Raw genomic sequence first — 18,011 nt, 5'->3', positions numbered from 1 at the left:
TCGGAAGCCACATGTTCAGGCTCGCCTTTCGCAATATTTTCCGCAATGGTTTACGCACGACACTGACATTGGCGGCGATCGTCACTGGCGTGGTTGCCATCATCATCAGTGGCGGCTTTGTCGAGGATGTGTTTGTGCAACTGCGCGAGACGACAATTCACTCCCGTATAGGGCATCTGCAGATTTTCCGGCGCGGCTATATCGAGTACGGGCGGCACGAGCCGGCGCATTATATGATCACGCAGCCAAAGGTCGTGGTTGACTCGGTACAATCTATCCCGCATGTGCAGGCCGTCATGACCCGCGTGAATTTTTCCGGTCTTGCCAACAACAGCCGCGCTGATTTATCCATAATCGGCGAAGGCATCGAACCGGATATGGAAGCACAACTGGGAACGGCAACAGCCATCGTTGATGGCCGTCGATTGCGAGACTCGGATGCATTCGGCGCGGTAATCGGCGAGGGCGTCGCGTCCGCTCTGCATCTGCGCCCCGGCAATTTCATGACCCTGATGGTCAATACGCCGGAAGGCGCGCTGAACACGCTTGAATATGAAATCGTCGGCGTATTCCGCACTTTTTCCAAGGAATATGATGACCGGGCCGTACGCATTCCGCTGTCAGCCGCCCAGGAATTGCTGTTTACCCCATCGGCTCATAGTGTTGTTGTGTTGCTGGATGACACCCGCGCAACCGATATCGTGACCGGGATTATCAGAGCGCGGCTGGAGCCGCTCGGCTATGAAGTGAAACCTTGGCACGAATTGGCGGATTTTTATCAAAAGACCGAGGCATTGTACCGGCGCCAGTTCGGAGCGTTACAGGCCATCATACTGATCATGCTGGTCTTGAGCGTAGCCAGCACCATCAACATGGTGATCTATGAACGCACCGGCGAGTTCGGAACCTTGCTCGCCCTGGGCCTGCGTCAACGCCAGATTTTCAAGCTCGTACTGCTCGAAAACGCGCTGATGGGTTTGCTTGGCAGTCTGCTCGGCGTGATCGTGGGGGTTGTGCTTGCGAGCGTGATCTCCGCTATCGGGATAGCCATGCCACCCCCGCCTGGGTCGAGCATTGGCTACACCGCAACGATTCGCCTGGTGCCCTGGACGCTTGTGATAGCGGCGGCTACCGGCATACTGGCGGCCGTGGTCGCCGCCGTGCTTCCGGCGCGCCGCGCGTCGCGCCTGCAGGTCGTGGACGCGCTGCGGCACAATATCTGAAATATATTTCATTATGAAACTACCCTACACCTTATACCTTGGACCATCTTTTTTTCGAGGAAGAAAGCAGTAGGGGAACAACTGTCGGCGCGTTTGATTCAAATACCGGATTTCCAGCGAATTGAAGTGTGGTTTTTATTTATTCCAAACTTATTAATCTCTCAACGGGCAACCGCAGGGATCGGCTGGTCGCGTCGTTGCCGCTGCCGATGCGTCCGAGAAAAACCGCCTGTTCTACCGGATCGTTCTGCAGTAACCTCGAAAGGCGATTACCCAGCCTGATCGCGGTATCCATGGCACCGGGCAGACGGCTGAATGGTCTGCCTTCGCGTACATAGCGTGTAAAAATCAAAGGGGTCAGCTCTGGTTGTAATTGCAGCCCAAGACCCGTCGCTGTAAGCCAAAAGCGCTGAACCGCGCGGCCTGCCGCAACATAATCGTCCACAGTCTCGGGTGGCTTGTCAGCCAGAATGGCAAAGTGGGCCGCACAGAACAGGCCGGGCAGCAAATCCATTTCAACTCGCGGAACCAGGTGTCCCGCCAGATAAGTGTTAAAAAAATCGACACGCTGCCAATTGGCCATGACCCAGCGCATCAATTTGAGTGTCATGGGATCCAGCCCCAGCGCTTGATCGGGCACTTTGTTTTCACTGAAACGCGTATTCCATTCAATGATTTTGCGGTGAACGTCATAAGCCTCCGGCAGGGTAAGCCTGAGCTTGGCATTATCAAACATCAGTTTCGCCAGGCACCAGCGTTGTATTCCCCCTTCGAACCAGCGGATGGTATAGGATCTCCCGACCGCGTGTTGCAGCGCTTGCTTCTGTGGCTTGGTGAGGGCAATGGTACGCATGGGCCGCCGCTGCACAGAACGATGCTTGACGTGAGGCAATAACGAATCCGGCTGCAGGTGGCTGTCAGGGATCAGTTCCAGAAAATACTCGGGGCGCGTATCGAGCGATTCAGGGTTGTGCCGAAATTCAGCTCGCATAGCATGCGCACTGGCGGCGATAGCAAGAGTTTCCAGTAGCGCTCCCAGCGAAATCTGACTGGGGTGCCCGTCCAGATCATATATGCAATGGTCGCGCGTATCGAAGGCGTGAATGACGAGGTGGCGTTCGTCAATGATTTCGAACCGCCAAGGCTGGGTATTATCCCCGCTGGGCGCCCAGCGGGCGAGTTCGAGAATATTCGAGATGAACTGGGAGATCTGGCGCATCTAAAGACCCAATTTGCGTTTTGCGAAAGCAATAGCAAGACGTTGCAGAGGATTGCGATTTCCGCCAGGCCGCGAGGTCAACGCCAATTTGTTGCGATAGGCATCGAAATGATAGCCCTTGGGCGCGGCCCGGACCGGACCCCGTTCGAGAAGGATTTTCAAAGCCTCGGTCGCCGCCACACCCGCGCACAACTGGCAGGCCATAATGGTGGATGGTCCCTTGCGATTGGCCAGATCAACCGTCGAAGGATCGACCAGATAGCCCATTTGCAGGCGGCCAGGCGCCAGGCCCATGAGGAAGCGCAGGGGCTTTTCTCGCTCAGGACCGTCGTCCAGGCGAAAGTAATCATCAAAGCTCATGCTACCCGGCAAAAAATTCAATACCGCGGCGCCCATACCCAGGGGCGCGGCAGTCACAGCAGGAATGCGCCTTGCCGCACAGGCTGCAAAAACCTGCTGACGAGCTTCGAAAGCAAAGAAATCCAGACCGTCGATATAAATATCGACCCCATTCAAAAAATCATCCAGGTTGCCGGCGGTCACCCCTTCGGCAAATCCCGTGATTTCAAGCTCGGGATTGATGTCCCGCGCTTGCTGAGTCATTACCTCAAGCTTCGAATGACTCAAGGCGCTTACAGTCGCGCCCGCCTGACGATTGAAGTTCGCCAGATCGAATGTATCGAAATCGGCCAGATGAAACTTGCCGATGCCCAGACGGCAAAGCGTTAATAGATGCAGTCCGCCGACACCCCCCAAACCGGCAATCGCCACCCGTTTATGGCGCAACTGATCCTGCTCCCGCTGGGTTAGCCAGCCGATGTTCCTCGAAAAGGCTTCATCATAGATAAAGGATAACATGCGATGCAAAAATCCCGGCAAGGGCCAGTTTCTACCTGAGCAAGCTGTAAATTACCATAATCATCCAGCGAGAAAACGAGGATTGAAAGACCGGATTACTTCGATAGACGGATCACATCCCCTTCCATTATAACCTCAACCGCAACGAATAGCCGATGCAAAATTAATTGAGAATCATTCCGGTAACATACTAGGCAATGGATTTATTCACGCCGGCTGAACGATACCCTTTCCGCAACGGCGCGCAATCGGCTCTCCAGGCAGTTCTTGAAAGTGAGAAAAGGGTTTCGCATGAGTTCCAGGCACCAGCACCAGGATGCCTTTTTCCTACTATTGATACATTGACTACGCGAAGATGGCTGGAGAACTTAGCATCATTGGGGGCTGCAGGCATTTTGGTGCCAACTACACATCATCCATCCGATTCCGATAATTCCTTCAAAATACAGAAACGATACGTTTACGCTAATTCTTGATCATTCGTCTTCCCGAAGCACAATACTTCCTTTGGAAGATTTCGTTTTATATCCACTGCAATGGCGTGGTAAAGGGAATGTAAATTAATCCGCATATTATTGATGGTGGCGCTGACGCTCATCATCGAGGGAATACGCTCGCCGTTGTGCTCAATCGGGCTGCCAATATATTGCAGGTCGAAGCCTAACTTGCTGAAGTGACTCGCCAGCCGTTTTTCCGTCAGAACGAATACTGTATCAATTCCGTTCAAGCGCGCGAGTTCAGTCGTGGCGAGGTACAGGCCAATCGGGATGAATGGAAAGCGTGGCTGATCCGGCGTGCCAAAATCCCTGCCCGAGATGCTAACCGCGCTGTTTGCCTCACCTTTGCGTCTGCGAAACGCAGCGATAACGGCGAGGCGTGATACCTCGGCGATGTCTTTCCGGGGTAATTTGGATGGATCGATGATCGATCGGTCCAGTGCGGTAGCGCAAGTCTTTTCGAAAGGTAATTGGTAGCAGGGATCCTCCGGCCGCGACAGGACAATACGGGTGCAACCGATAAATTCGCCGGTCTTTATGCTACGCATCAGGAGATGTAGAGAATTGGAGTCGTGCTCATCGGTTTCGCGTCTATCTGGCCTGGCGGGCTCGAATTTCAGGTCTTCGCAATAAACCTGATGGCGCACCCGGTAGACCTCATCCTTCAGCGCGTCAGAGAATGCAGGTACGATTTCGAAGTGCTGCTTGAAGGCATTACCCAGATTGAATATTTTTGATGAGAACATGTTTGATCTCCCGAGACCCTCTGCTGGAGCGATGTTGGAAGGTGAAGAAATATCTGGAAATAAGATTGTTTCCTGTAGGAGTATAAAGTAATTGACGCGCGCGTCCTTGAATCACAGGACGGAATTTACTAGCTGATTCGAGGCCGGTTTTGTGGATTTACGTAACAGCACAGCGTCGAGGCCAAGTCCCCCAGGGTCCATACCCGCCTATATATTTACGGAAGACCGGGATGCCAACTTTAGAACTACTCCTTTTATTTCTTCTCATGCTTTTCAGATTGATGAGCCTCAATTGGAATACAGGCAGGCGGATTTGGTCATGCAAAAACGACATTAAACACAAATGTCACTATTGCAGGACTACGGGTACAAGCCGGGATTTGAACCCGGATGTGGAATTGGAATATGAATGTAAACTGTGCGGGGGCACTAAGCTCAGCGTTGTTCAGCACGGTTTCAGTTTCCTGACCTTGCCAGCGGAGCAAACCATGTTTTCTGCAAATACGTTCACAGCTCGTCACTTCATTTATTCGAGCTTCTTCAGATAATCCTTGGTAAAAATCTTGTCGGGTAGATCGCGGAGTTTCATTTCTGTATATTCAAGCACGGATTCCTCACCCGTGCGCAACGCATCGGTCATCACGAGGCGGGTGGGCCGCTTCTTGCCCAGTATCATCTGAAAGTTGTCGTAGCGAGCGGTTTTAAGCAAGCGATCCGACAATGAGTAGAACTCGGCGCGGTAGGGCCAGAAATCCGGTTGCCGTACCCAGTATAAGACTTTATGATACGTAACGCTTCGATCGACACCAATAAGCTCCAGTACGTAATACTTATCCCCGTCAATGGCGTCTGTGCGCAGAATTGTGGCGTTATAATCGCCAGCAAAGTTTGCGCGCGCCAAATCGCCATTGGCCACCTGGCCAGTTAGCCGTTGCGACATGGAAAGGCGTATAGGTTGCGAAATCTCCGGCATGAATATCCACAGATCGCGCCCTTTCATCAGTAAAATTTGCCCGCGCTCGGAAGCGGGCTCGGTGGTCATCACCACGCTGTTCTCGTTTCCCTTGGATAGAACCTGGTATTTGCGCCTATCGGCTGGTTTATCAGGAGCCGTCGTATTGATATTGACGTCTACCTGGAAGCTCTCACGCGGGAAGCGTATCTGGTCAGCCTTTTCCAGGATGCCTTGAGCTAATTCCGCATCCTCGGACGCGATCGATGCCATAGTGAAAAACATGAAAATCACCATAAGCAGGTATTGCAAAGTTTTTACTTGCATTTCAGTTCCTGTCGCGAGATGCCGTTACCGCGGTGGGGTTAAATATTTATGGAGTTTCTCATGAGCATTGTACACCTCGAAAATGTTTTCAAAGACTACACCCTCGGGGAACAACAAGTCCAGGCGCTCAGGGACATTACCCTGAATATTGAGGATGGTGCCTTTCTTGCCATCGCCGGTCCCTCCGGCAGCGGCAAATCCACGCTGCTCAACCTTATCGGTTGCATCGATACCCCCTCATCCGGAAAAATATTCATCAATGGCCAGGATATCAGTGGCAAGAAACCTGACGAGCTTTCCGATCTCCGGGCTCGAACGCTTGGTTTTATTTTTCAGACATTCAACCTCCTGCCGGTTCTTTCGGCTGAAGAAAACGTCGAATATCCCCTATTGCAATTCAAGGAGCTGAGCGCAACAGAGCGTCGCGCCCGGGTGGCGAAATACCTCGCCATCGTAGGGCTGTCTTCATTTACTCGTCATCGTCCGAACCAACTGAGTGGCGGACAGCGACAGCGAGTAGCGATTGCGCGTGCGCTGGCGACACAACCAAAGATTGTGTTGGCTGACGAGCCGACCGCCAATCTTGACCATAAGACCGGTGAAGGCATTCTCCAATTAATGAAGAATATTAACGTCGAATTCAAGACCACTTTTATTTTTTCCACCCACGACCGGCGCGTGATGGAATTGGCGGACAGATTGGTGCATATAGAAGATGGACAGATCATTATGCAGGATGCGATGGCGAACGAGCCAGGTGTAGTTATCGAGCAGCCTCCTGCGGCAAATCCGCCGTTGGCTCCGGAGGCTCGTCAAAGTGAGGCGGATGGAACACGCATCTAAATTAACGTGTGTCGTATTGGTCGCGGCATTGATGGGCTTGCCGCTACGAGGTTTTGCCGGCGCTGAGGTACCCGATTCCCCAGCCCGCGCGAAACCACCATCAGACACGTCGCTAATGGGCGATACTGATGAGGAACCTTTGTTCTTGACCTTGTCTTTATCCCTATCTTCACCTTCAGCTCGCGGGGTGGTGAAACCGGCCAGCAAAGCAGATGTCGCTGTCGGTCAGGGAACTGGCTTGCCAGGGGGGACCAGCGGCGAGCACCTGCACATGTCTTTATCCCCCTCCCTCTCCCTGTTCTCTGTCGAACCCTCGATCAGGGAAAATATGGCTGACCTGGTTCCAGAGGGAAAGGAGGATGGCGAAACCGGATTTACATCGCGCGAATCGCTATTTGGGGGCAACGTGCCCCTGAAGGAGAAACCGTCCCCAGTACCGATGTGGAAGCAGTTGGCAACGGGATGGAGAGGGTTTTCCCAGCTCGAAATCGCGGATACCTATGCTGATCCGGAGCATTTATCCAAAGCAAAGCTGCGAACTGAATTGTCCCGAACCGGACAATTCAGTGAGCACATAAAGTGGAAGATCAGTGGCCGTTTTGATTACGACGCCGCCTACGATCTATCCAATTTCTATCCCCCGGGTGTTCGCCGGGATCAACGCTATGAGTTTTTCCTGCGCGAGAATTACCTGGACGTTTCTGCCGGCGACTTCGACTTCCGCCTTGGCCGTCAGCATGTCATCTGGGGCGAAATGGTCGGGTTGTTTTTCGCAGATGTGGTGTCGGCCAAGGATATGCGCGAGTTCGTCCTTCCCTCATTCGATATCATACGAATACCGCAATGGGCGATGCGTGCGGAATATTCGAAAAATGACATACATGCTGAGGTCGTGTGGATTCCGGTACCGACTCTTGACGAGAGCGGCAAACCGGGCGCGGATTTTTACCCGGGTCCCCTGCGGGGAACAGCCGGCTTTCTGCCTGAAGACCGTTCCGGGCGCAACGTTGCTCACTCTAATTACGGAGTTCGTTTATCGCAACTTAAAAATGGCTGGGATATTTCAGGTTTCTATTATCACAGCCTGGATGCCGCCCCGACCTTCTATCGCGTCAGCGCGCCGACCGACCCACTCGTTTTCCAGGCACGGCACGATGAGATCGACCAGGTCGGCGCAACGCTCGCGAAAGATTTCGGCTCAGTCGTGCTAAAAGGTGAGCTAATTTACACGGATGGGCGCAAATTTAACGTCGCGCGTCCCAACGCGATCGATGGACTGGTCAGGCAGAATACGCTCGACTACGTACTTGGCCTTGATTTCAGCTTACCGGCCGAGACCCGCTTGAATCTCCAGTTCTTTCAACGCGTCTTTTTCACGCACGACCCAGCCCTTGTTACCGACAAGCTGGAGCAGGGAGCCAGCATACTCCTCAACGGCAAAGTCTGGCACAACGTTGAAGCGCAGGCATTGCTGATTCATAGTCTGAATCGCAGCGACTGGATGTTCCGTCCGAGGCTGTCCTGGAATTTTGAGAGAAATTGGCGCGCAGCACTCGGGGCCGACGTTTTCGGCGGGCAGCCTACGGGACTATTTGGCCGTTTCGATCAGAGTGACCGCGTCTATACGGAGTTACGCTATTCGTTCTGATGATTATGCATATGATAAGGCTCGGGCGCAGTTTCCGCCTGGATACGTAATCCACCACCACCTCTGTGTCCACTACATCTCCGGCCGCTTTCACGAAGGCTCTGCGCCATATATCTTGTTCCAGGCAACCCTCATCTCCAAACGTCGCAAACTCGTTCGATATATCCCCATTGTATTCAAGGCTATTGAGGTTCACACTTTGCGTGGGTAGACCGATTATTGCGAAATATGGGGAGAGTCAAAATGAAAAAAAAACTCTGCTTGACGCTGTGTGGTGTAGCTAATCTGTTTCTGCTGTGTTTCGGCGCCTGGGCGAGCGAAAGCGGCGCTGGTTCTGAGCTCAATGAGGCTCGGCAAGTGGCTCAGTATAATTATGTTATTCACATCCTGGCGATGTTGCTGGTGGGTTTCGGTTTTCTGATGGTGTTCGTCAGGAGATACGGGTTTGGCGCCACGACCGGCACTTATCTTGTGGTAGCCGTCGGCCTTCCCCTTTACATGCTCCTGCGTGCAAATGGTATTTTTGCGCATGAAATTGCTCCGAACACAATCAAGGCGCTCCTGTTTGCCGAATTCGCCGTGGCTGCCGCGCTCATTGCCATGGGAGCCGTACTTGGACGTCTACGGGTTTTTCAATATGCATTACTGGCACTTTTCCTCATTCCGGCGTATCTGATGAACGAATGGCTGGTACTGGACAATGGGATGGGTTTGACCGAAGGTTATCAGGATACTGCCGGATCAGTCATCATCCATGCCTTTGGCGCTTATTTTGGCTTGGGATTATCTCTCGCATTGACCACCGCGCGGCAACGCAGTCAACCGATTGAATCAGATGCCACCTCCGATCGCTTTGCCATGCTCGGCTCCATGGTATTGTGGATTTTCTGGCCAAGCTTCGCCACAGCCATCGTTCCTTTTGAAGAAATGCCGCAAACCGTCGTCAACACGGTACTTGCGTTATGCGGCGCCACCCTCAGCACCTATTTCCTGAGCACGTATTTTCACAAGGGAAAAACGTCAATGGTCGACATGGCAAATGCGGCCCTGGCTGGGGGAGTAGCCATAGGATCGACATGCAATATTGTCTCACCGACAGGCGCTTTCGCAATCGGCCTGCTGGCCGGCGCTGTCAGCGTCATCGGTTATGTGTTTATCCAGCCCAGGCTGGAAGCACGCTTCAAAATCATCGACACCTGCGGCGTCCATAATCTTCACGGAATGCCCGGATTGTTGGGTGCGTTGACTGCCATCGTGGTGGTGCCCGGTATCGCAACTGCTCAGTTCATCGGCATTATCTTCAGTGTCGTGTTCGCCTTCGTGACCGGACTCATCGCCGGTGCGGCGATCAAAGCCACAGGCACGACGCGACTGGCCTATGAGGATAGCGAGGAATTCGCTCACTGTGAAACGCCGGATATCGAAAATATAGAACTCGAAGTCGAGACACGAACCTGAGGAGCAAGCCGGACGATTGCCGAATTTTCTGGTGTAGCTATCAGCAAGCTGCTACATCAGGATGAGGTCATACTGTTCCTGCGTATAGGCCGCCTCCACCTGCAGGCTGACTGTTTTAGCAATGAAATCTGCCAGTTGTGCAAGGCTTTGCGATTCTTCATCGAGAAATAGATCAATGACTTCTTGCGAAGCAAGAATGCGGAATTCGTGCGCGTCGAATTGACGGGCTTCGCGCAATAATTCACGCAGAATTTCGTAGCATATCGTCTGAGCGGTTCTCACCTTGCTGCGGCCCTGGCAGGTGGGACATGTCTCGCATAATATGTGAGCAAGACTTTCCCTCGTGCGCTTGCGCGTCATTTCCACAAGCCCAAGCGCCGTGAAACCATTCACAGTCATATGGGTCCGGTCTTTCATCAACGATCTCTTGAATTCCGCCAGGACCGCATTTTTGTGTTCCACATTCTCCATGTCTATAAAGTCAATAATGATAATTCCGCCCAGGTTGCGCAGGCGCAACTGGCGCGCTATGACCTGGGCTGCTTCGAGGTTGGTTTTAAAAATGGTATCGTCGAAGCTGCGTATACCGATGAAGCCCCCCGTATTGACATCTATGGTTGTGAGCGCCTCGGTCTGATCGATAATCAGATATCCACCGGATTTCAGGTTTACGCGTCGCGCCAGGGATTTCTCGATTTCATCTTCCACCCCGTAAAGATCGAATAGCGGCCGCACCCCGGCATAGTGATCTATTCGTCCCACAACATTGGTCATGTAGACCTGGGCAAACGCCGTCATTTTTTGTGAGGTTTCGCGCGAATCCACCAAAATACGCGCCGTATGGTCGTTGACGAAATCGCGTAATACGCGGTAGCTGAGGTTCAGGTCGTGGTACAGCAACCCGGGCTGAGCAGTGGCGGATTTTTCCCTAATGTCGTGCCACAATTTATTCAGATATTCGATATCCGTTTGCAAATCCTGGTCGCTGGCGGCTTCCGCCATGGTGCGGATAATGAAGCCCCCTTTTTCATCTGGGGACAGCAGGTGTTTCAATTTTTCGCGCAACGACTTTCGCTCGGTTTCATCCTCAATCCGTTGGGAAATGCCGATATGGGATACCTGGGGCAGATAAACCAGCATTCGCCCCGCGATACTGACCTGCGTAGACAGCCGCGCCCCCTTGGCACCAATGGAATCCTTGATTACCTGGACAAGAATATTCTTGCCTTCGTGCAGCAATTTCTCGATGGGCTTGCCGGCGTCCTCGCTCTGGCGCAATCTCCAAATGTCTGCGAGGTGGAGAAAGGCAGCACGATCCAGGCCGATGTCCACAAAGGCCGACTGCATTCCCGGCAGGACTCTCGTCACGCGGCCATTGTAGATGTTGCCAACGATTCCGCGGCTGCTGGTGCGCTCTATGTGCAGTTCTTGCACCGCCCCATGCTCGACTACGGCCACACGAGTTTCCTGCGGGGTAACGTTGACAAGAATTTCGCTGTTCATGAAAGATTTTTCTGTCGTTTTTTTTTCAAGTTTATGGAAATATTTCAACACCGGATTCTTGTAACAGTTGCGCTGTCTCGAATAGCGGCAATCCCATTACACCACTGTAGCTGCCGGAAATTTCCGCGATAAAAACTGCGGCCATCCCTTGAATTGCATAACTCCCCGCTTTATCGAGCGCCTCGCCCACTGAGAGATAGCATTGGATTTCGTGCTCGCTGATATCGCGGAATCGCACGACAGAGCGGGACATACTGACTTGTATGCCATTTTGTGCAGCTACCGCTACCGCGGTCAATACCTGATGAGTCTGGCCGGAGAGTGCGCTCAGCATCTCTTTTGCATGGGCGACATTTTCTGGTTTACCGAAAATACGCTCCCCCAGCACCACTGCCGTGTCCGCCGCCAGCACGGGCAGTTCCGTCAGCCTCCGTTCCAAAAGCCGGGCTCGTCCCATTTCAGCTTTTACTACGGCGATGCGCCTGGTGTAATCAGCCGGCGCCTCGCCTGACAGCACGATCTCGGCCATATCCGCTCCCCGCGGCGGGGCCTCACGCAGCAATAGGGTTCCGAAATTCACGCCGATCTGCTTCAATAATTCCCGCCGGCGTGGACTTCGGGAAGCAAGATAAATGCGATTTTCTGATAGAGTCATGTAGGAAGTGCCGAGAGACATTCGGAATAAGCCGGATTACCCTTTCTCCAGGAAATGCCTGATCTTACCCGAGCATGGCCTTTCTATGCTCGATGGTAGGGATGTCCCTTGATAAACGACATGGCACGATACAACTGTTCCGCCAGCAGTACCCGCGCCAGGCCATGCGGCAGCGTCAGCGCGGACAATGCCAGAACTTCGTCAGCCGAATTTTTGATGTTGGCGTCCAACCCATCCGCGCCACCAATGAGAAAAATGATATCTCCCCCAGCCGCCATCCACCGGGTAATAGAATCGGCCAGCTTGATGGTGGTCTGCTGCCTGCCGCACTCATCCAATGCGACGATATAATGCTTGCTCGGCAGCACCGCCCGGATGCGGATTGCCTCCGCTGCCAGCAGCTGCTCGACCTTTTTGCCGCCGACGCGTTTTTCCGGCTTGACTTCAAGCAATTCAACAGCAGCCTCATGCGGCATCCGTTTGGCGTATTCTTCAAACCCGGTCGCGACCCACTCCGGCATTTTATGACCCACCGCACAAATAATGAACTTCATACGATAGGGGGTTCAAGCCTCGTCAGCGGAATCCAGCTTTGTCTTGGCGGTTTTATTTTTTTCAACTGGGGAAACCGCCTTAGCTTTAGCTGGCGCGGCGCGGCGTTTGACGGCAGGCGGCTCGGCAGTAGCCTTGCTCTTGGCCAACCTTGCGGAAGCCTTGTTTATTTTTATTCCTTCTGCCCACAATTCTTCCAGGTTGTAGTGCGCGCGCACAGCCACTTGCATGACATGCACCAACACATCGCCTAAGTCGACCAATATCCATTCGCCGTTCTGTTCGCCTTCCATGCCATAAACCGTACCTCCGGCTGCCTTGACGCTCTCCGCCACATTATTCGCAATCGCTTTCGTTTGTCGAGTAGAGTCCCCGCTGGCAATAATCATACGATCAAATAATGCTGTTATTTTTGTCACATCCAGCACTTCAACATCTCGTGCCTTGATTTCTTCCAGGGCAGCAACAATCGTTTTCACCAGTTTAGTGAGCGTCATCCTTTTTCCGAATATAAGTGATTTGCTGCAATATAGTCGAGCGCAGCGTCGGGCATCAAATAACGAATGCTTTTCCCTGCGGCGACCCGTGCGCGAATGACCGTTGCTGAAATATCCAGCAACGTCGTCTGAGCGATAAAAATCATGCCGCTGGTTGCGTGCTTGAGGCTATCCACGCTCGATACCCAGCGCCGCGCGCACTCTGCGTTTAATTCCTTCGGCAGGATATCGGGATTCACCGTAAGCATATGACCCGGGCGGGCGGCAATAATAAAGTGGCATAGCCCGAACAGTTCACGCCAATTGTGCCAGGCGGCAAGATTCATGAAAGCGTCTGCTCCGGTAACAAAACATAGCGCAACATCCTTCCCCAATTCCTGTTTGAGCTCGCGCAACGACTCCACGGTATAACTTACCCCGGGACGCCGGATTTCACGTTCATCCAGAATAAACCTGGCATTGCTCTGGATTGCCAAACCGACCATGGCAGCCCGATGCTGCAGCGATGCCTCGGGAGAGTGGCGCAAGCGAGGACATCCAGCGGGAATAAAATGCATTTTTCGCACGTCGATCATTTCGGCAATCTCTTCAGCTATCCGCAAATGACCATAATGAATAGGATCAAAGGTTCCGCCGAAAATACCGATGAGCGAATGCTCGGAACTATGCATGGGCCGATAAAATCAGACACATGGAAGCGGAGAAAAGTTGTTTAGGATATTCTTGCCCTTATCATGGTAGTTAGAGCAATAATCGCCGCAGGTCGGCCAGGGCCTCGGCCAGGAAAGAAGTGAAGCGCGCGGCAGTTGCTCCATCGATCACGCGGTGGTCATAGGATAGCGACAACGGCAGTATAAAACGGGGAACAAACTGTCCATCCCGATAAACCGGTTGCATATTGGCGCGGGATACGCCCAGGATGGCAACCTCGGGTGCGTTGATAATAGGCGTGAATGCGGTGCCGCCGATGCCTCCCAGACTGCTGATGGTAAAACTTGCGCCCTGCATGTCGGCGGGTTTCAGCTTTCCGCTGCGTGCAAGCGCCGCCAGATCAGCCATCTCTTTAGCAATGGCAACCACGCCTTTTCGGTCCACATCCCGGATCACCGGCACCACCAATCCATTGGGTGTATCTGCTGCAAACCCGATGTGGCAATACTTCTTCATGACCAGGCTCATCTCGCCACCGTCACTGACGAGCGACGCATTGAACTCGGGAAATTTTTTCAGCGCTGCTGCGGATGCCCGCATTAAAAAAGCCAGTACCGTTATTTTCACACCCTCTTCTTTTATTTCCGCGTTGGATTCCTTGCGTAAGGCCTCCAGTTCCGTAATATCAGCCCCTTCGAACTGCGTAACATGCGGGATCATTACCCAGTTACGGTGCAGGTTGGCTCCTGATATTCTTTGAATACGCGACAACGGTTTCAACTCCACCGGCCCGAATCTTGCGAAATCGACCTCCGGCCACGGCAGCAGATCAAGTGTCGCGCCGGTGCCGCCATGCGGCTTCGATAATTCAGCCTTGACGTAGGCTTGAACATCCTCCTTGAGGATGCGCTGTTTGCGGCCGTTGCCCTTTACCCGACCGAGATTCACGCCAAGTTCCCGCGCAAATCGCCTGACCGATGGGCTGGCATGCGCATTTGCAAAGGGGGCTTCGTCTGTCTCGGAGGCAAGGTTTACCGATGGACGAGCCGGCTGGCGTGCCAAAACTGGCTCTGGTGGCTGGGTTCCAGACTCGGGCGCGGCATTATGAGCCTCGGCAGGCGCACCGGAGGGCGGGGGCTGGACGGACAACTGCGGAGCCGGAGCCGGCGTCGCTGCCGATTCTGTGCCTGAGGCAGACGAAGCATCGGGTGACGCGCTATCCGTTTCGGAGACTTCCATTACCAAAACGAGCGTACCTTCAGAAACGTTATCACCCACCTTTACGGATACATCCTTGATGATGCCTGCAAATGGTGAAGGCACTTCTATCGTTGCCTTATCCGACTCCAACGCAATCAAGGGGTCTTCCGCCTCGACAGAATCACCGGGTTTCACCAGAACCTCTATCACGGGGACATCTTTAAAATCGCCAATGTCGGGGATCAATACCTGTTTGGTCTCTGCCACGCCTCTTCCTTCATTCGTGTTTTACGTGCGGTATCTGCAATGAAAATGGCAACTGTACCGGCTTCATCTGCGACTCTGGTGTCCGGCATATCCACACCGCCTATCCCGTCACCCTCGCCACCCTGTTTCTTACCGATGTAGTGGAAAAACATTACCGAAGCGCGAATCGGTTCATGCCTGCGCTTCGAATGCAAATCAACTCGCGCATTTTGCGCTTGTCATTTTCCGGCCTTTCACACTGTTACCGGATTGGGCTTGTCCGGGTCAATGCCAAGCTTGCTTATCGCTTGTGCCACCTTATCCGCCGTGATCTGACCTTCCTCGGCCAGCGACTTGAGCGCCGCTACCGTAATGTAATTACGGTCCACTTCAAAAAACCGCCGTAGTTGTTCACGTGTATCAGAGCGGCCAAACCCATCTGTGCCCAAAACCTTATACCGCCCCGGCACGAATTCCCGGATCTGGTCGGCAAAAATCTTCATGTAGTCTGTGGCGGCTATCACCGGCCCCTTCCGATCCTTGAGGCACGTGCCGACATAGGACAATCTTGGCGCTTCGGCGGGATGCAGCATGTTCCATCGGGTAACATCCAGTGCTTCACGTCTCAATTCGGTAAAGCTCGTGGCGCTCCAGATATCGGCCGCGACGCCATATTCCTTTTCCAGTATTTCTGCTGCTGCTATCACTTCGCGCAGTATCGTCCCCGAACCAAGCAATTGTACCCGGAGCCCGGAATTTTTCCCTGTCGTATTACCTTCCCGAAACAAGTACATTCCTTTCAGTATCCCTTGTTCCGCGTTGGCAGGCATCCCCGGATGCGAATAGTTTTCGTTCATTACCGTTATATAGTAATAGACATCCTCCTGCTCTTCATACATGCGCCGCATGCCATCCTGGATAATGACGGCGATCTCATACGCAAACGTCGGATCATAGGATATGCAATTTGGAATAGTGGATGCGGCCAGATGACTGTGGCCATCCTCATGCTGCAATCCCTCTCCGTTAAGCGTTGTGCGTCCGGCGGTGCCTCCCAGTAAAAATCCACGGCAACGCATATCTCCAGCCGCCCAGGCAAGATCTCCCACACGCTGAAAACCGAACATGGAATAAAAAATATAGAACGGGATCATCTGCACGCCGTGATTGCTGTAAGCCGTTGCCGCCGCCATCCATGAGCACATCGCCCCGGCCTCGTTGATGCCTTCCTGCAGAATCTGGCCGTTCTTGTCTTCCTTGTAATACATCAGTTGATCGGCATCCTCGGGTTTGTAGAGCTGCCCCGTCGACGACCAGATGGCCAATTGTCGAAACATCCCCTCCATACCGAAAGTTCGCGACTCATCCGCAACGATGGGCACCACTCGCTTACCGATGCTCTTGTCCTTTACCAGAATGTTGAGTATGCGTACGAAAGCCATGGTGGTGGAAGATTCCCGTCCCTCGCCGCCCGCCTTGAGCAGGGCATCGAATGCGGATAGCGGTGGAATCTGCAGCGCTTCCGCCTTTCGCTGGCGCCGGTGGATGAAACCGCCCAGCGCCTCACGCCGCTGATGCATGTACATATACTCGGGCGAAGCCTTATCGAATGTCAGATACGGTATATCGTCTATCTTGTCGTCTGCAATTGGAATACCGAAGCGGTCGCGAAACGCTTTCAGCGAAGTGGTACCCATCTTTTTTTGCTGATGGGTGATGTTCTGCGCCTCGCCCGCTTCACCCATCCCGTATCCCTTGATGGTTTTGGCAAGGATCACGGTGGGCTGTCCCGTATGCCGTATCGCGGCTGCATAAGCCGCATAGACTTTATGCGGATCATGACCTCCGCGGTTCAAGCGCCAGATGTCATCGTCCGACATATTGGCGACCATTTCCAGCAACTCCGGATATTTGCCGAAAAAATGTTCACGAACATAGGCACCGTCTCTCGACTTGAAAGTCTGATATTCGCCGTCTACACATTCCATCATGCGTTTCTGCAGCAGGCCTTTGGTATCCTTGGCAAACAATGGATCCCAGTATGAGCCCCATATCACCTTGATGACATTCCAGCCGACACCGCGAAAGGCGGCTTCGAGTTCCTGGATGATCTTGCCATTTCCACGCACCGGCCCGTCCAGGCGCTGAAGGTTACAGTTAATCACAAAAATCAGATTATCCAGATTCTCGCGTGTGGCCAGAGAAATGCCACCCAGCGATTCCGGCTCATCCATTTCGCCGTCACCCATGAAAGCCCAGACTTTGCGGCCGTTGGTCTTGACCAGCCCGCGGCTATCCAGATATTTCATGAAACGGGCCTGGTAAATCGACATCAATGGCCCGAGCCCCATCGATACCGTGGGGAACTGCCAAAAGTCCGGCATTAGCCAAGGATGCGGATAAGAGGACAGTCCCTTGCCGTCCACCTCGCGCCTGAAATTATTGAGCTGGTCCTCCGTCAACTCCCCCAGCATGAAAGCATAGGCATAAAGACCGGGTGACGAGTGGCCCTGCGCGAATATCAGGTCTCCCCCGTGATTTTCCGATCTCGCATGCCAGAAGTGATTGTAGCCGACATCATAGAGCGTCGCCGCGGACGCAAAGCTGGCAATATGGCCACCGACATTGGAGTTCTTGTTGGCGTGCAACACCATTGCCATGGAGTTCCAACGGATATAAGAGCGAATGCGATGTTCCAGTGCATGATTACCGGGAGAGCGGTCTTCCTTGCCCGGTGGAATAGTATTGATATAGGCCGTGGTGGCGCTATAGGGAAGGTATGCGCCTGAACGCCGGGCTTTTTCTACCAGCCTTTCCAGCAGGTAATGCGCGCGCTCGGTTCCCTCGTGCTCCAGCACGGATTCCAGGGCGTCCAGCCACTCCTGTGTTTCAGATGGATCTATGTCGGGAATGGGTTCCATTTTCGTCTCGAAATT

The 18,011-nt window shown here is 53.3% G+C and carries 16 protein-coding genes; 4 read left to right on the top strand and 12 right to left on the bottom strand.

All coding sequences use genetic code 11. The features are described 5' to 3' along the window. The first annotated feature begins 11 nt into the window (after window positions 1-11). Window positions 12-1,223, top strand: a complete 1,212-nt coding sequence (locus tag BLP78_RS01945; protein ID WP_090455910.1) for an ABC transporter permease — start codon at window positions 12-14, stop codon at window positions 1,221-1,223. 139 nt (window positions 1,224-1,362) lie between these two features. Here the strand turns inward: BLP78_RS01945 and BLP78_RS01940 are convergent, their stop codons facing one another. From BLP78_RS01940 to BLP78_RS01925, 4 genes are all read right to left on the bottom strand, one after another. After that, window positions 1,363-2,442 (bottom strand): nitroreductase family protein, encoded by a 1,080-nt coding sequence (locus BLP78_RS01940; protein WP_090455908.1) that lies wholly within the window; start codon window positions 2,440-2,442, stop codon window positions 1,363-1,365. Continuing rightward, window positions 2,443-3,300, bottom strand: coding sequence for a ThiF family adenylyltransferase (locus BLP78_RS01935; RefSeq protein ID WP_090455906.1), 858 nt, complete (start codon window positions 3,298-3,300; stop codon window positions 2,443-2,445). It abuts the gene before it with no gap. A gap of 460 nt (window positions 3,301-3,760) precedes the next feature. Continuing rightward, a complete protein-coding gene (locus BLP78_RS01930; RefSeq protein WP_090455904.1) occupies window positions 3,761-4,543 on the bottom strand; it encodes a PEP-CTERM/exosortase system-associated acyltransferase in 783 nt (260 codons plus the stop codon). A 526-nt stretch (window positions 4,544-5,069) separates the two neighbouring features. Next, window positions 5,070-5,822 carry an outer membrane lipoprotein-sorting protein gene (locus tag BLP78_RS01925; protein WP_090455902.1) on the bottom strand — a complete coding sequence of 251 codons (753 nt, stop codon included), beginning with the start codon at window positions 5,820-5,822 and terminating at the stop codon, window positions 5,070-5,072. A 60-nt stretch (window positions 5,823-5,882) separates the two neighbouring features. Between BLP78_RS01925 and BLP78_RS01920 the strand changes: the two genes are divergently transcribed. From BLP78_RS01920 to BLP78_RS01910, 3 genes are all read left to right on the top strand, one after another. Next, window positions 5,883-6,665 (top strand): ABC transporter ATP-binding protein, encoded by a 783-nt coding sequence (locus tag BLP78_RS01920; protein WP_090455900.1) that lies wholly within the window; start codon window positions 5,883-5,885, stop codon window positions 6,663-6,665. Further along, window positions 6,649-8,313: a DUF1302 family protein gene (locus BLP78_RS01915; protein WP_090455898.1), complete on the top strand. Its 1,665-nt coding sequence runs from the start codon at window positions 6,649-6,651 to the stop codon at window positions 8,311-8,313. Before BLP78_RS01920 ends, BLP78_RS01915 begins: the two co-directional genes overlap by 17 nt. Window positions 8,314-8,556: 243 nt before the next feature. Further along, window positions 8,557-9,771, top strand: coding sequence for an ammonium transporter (locus BLP78_RS01910; protein ID WP_090455896.1), 1,215 nt, complete (start codon window positions 8,557-8,559; stop codon window positions 9,769-9,771). Between the two features lie 51 nt (window positions 9,772-9,822). Here the strand turns inward: BLP78_RS01910 and rng are convergent, their stop codons facing one another. From rng to aceE, 8 genes are all read right to left on the bottom strand, one after another. After that, entirely contained in the window at window positions 9,823-11,274 is a 1,452-nt protein-coding gene (rng, locus tag BLP78_RS01905; protein WP_090455894.1) for a ribonuclease G, read from the bottom strand. 31 nt (window positions 11,275-11,305) lie between these two features. Next, window positions 11,306-11,929: a Maf family protein gene (locus BLP78_RS01900; protein WP_090456019.1), complete on the bottom strand. Its 624-nt coding sequence runs from the start codon at window positions 11,927-11,929 to the stop codon at window positions 11,306-11,308. A gap of 83 nt (window positions 11,930-12,012) precedes the next feature. After that, window positions 12,013-12,483, bottom strand: coding sequence for a 23S rRNA (pseudouridine(1915)-N(3))-methyltransferase RlmH (gene rlmH, locus BLP78_RS01895; protein WP_090455892.1), 471 nt, complete (start codon window positions 12,481-12,483; stop codon window positions 12,013-12,015). A gap of 12 nt (window positions 12,484-12,495) precedes the next feature. Then, window positions 12,496-12,978, bottom strand: coding sequence for a ribosome silencing factor (gene rsfS / locus BLP78_RS01890; RefSeq protein WP_090455888.1), 483 nt, complete (start codon window positions 12,976-12,978; stop codon window positions 12,496-12,498). After that, window positions 12,975-13,649, bottom strand: coding sequence for a nicotinate-nucleotide adenylyltransferase (gene nadD, locus BLP78_RS01885; RefSeq protein WP_090455885.1), 675 nt, complete (start codon window positions 13,647-13,649; stop codon window positions 12,975-12,977). Before nadD ends, rsfS begins: the two co-directional genes overlap by 4 nt. A gap of 70 nt (window positions 13,650-13,719) precedes the next feature. After that, window positions 13,720-15,096, bottom strand: a complete 1,377-nt coding sequence (gene aceF / locus BLP78_RS01880) for a dihydrolipoyllysine-residue acetyltransferase (protein WP_090455883.1) — start codon at window positions 15,094-15,096, stop codon at window positions 13,720-13,722. Then, window positions 15,072-15,248, bottom strand: a complete 177-nt coding sequence (locus tag BLP78_RS15470) for a hypothetical protein (protein WP_176752752.1) — start codon at window positions 15,246-15,248, stop codon at window positions 15,072-15,074. The genes aceF and BLP78_RS15470 overlap by 25 nt, the downstream gene beginning before the upstream one ends. A gap of 81 nt (window positions 15,249-15,329) precedes the next feature. Further along, window positions 15,330-17,996 carry a pyruvate dehydrogenase (acetyl-transferring), homodimeric type gene (aceE, locus tag BLP78_RS01870; RefSeq protein ID WP_090455879.1) on the bottom strand — a complete coding sequence of 889 codons (2,667 nt, stop codon included), beginning with the start codon at window positions 17,994-17,996 and terminating at the stop codon, window positions 15,330-15,332. Between the last annotated feature and the right edge of the window lie 15 nt (window positions 17,997-18,011).

The sequence above is a fragment of the Nitrosospira sp. Nsp1 genome (assembly GCF_900100985.1).
In the GTDB taxonomy this organism is placed as follows: Bacteria; Pseudomonadota; Gammaproteobacteria; order Burkholderiales; family Nitrosomonadaceae; genus Nitrosospira.
This window is presented reverse-complemented; position numbering and strand designations above follow the sequence as displayed.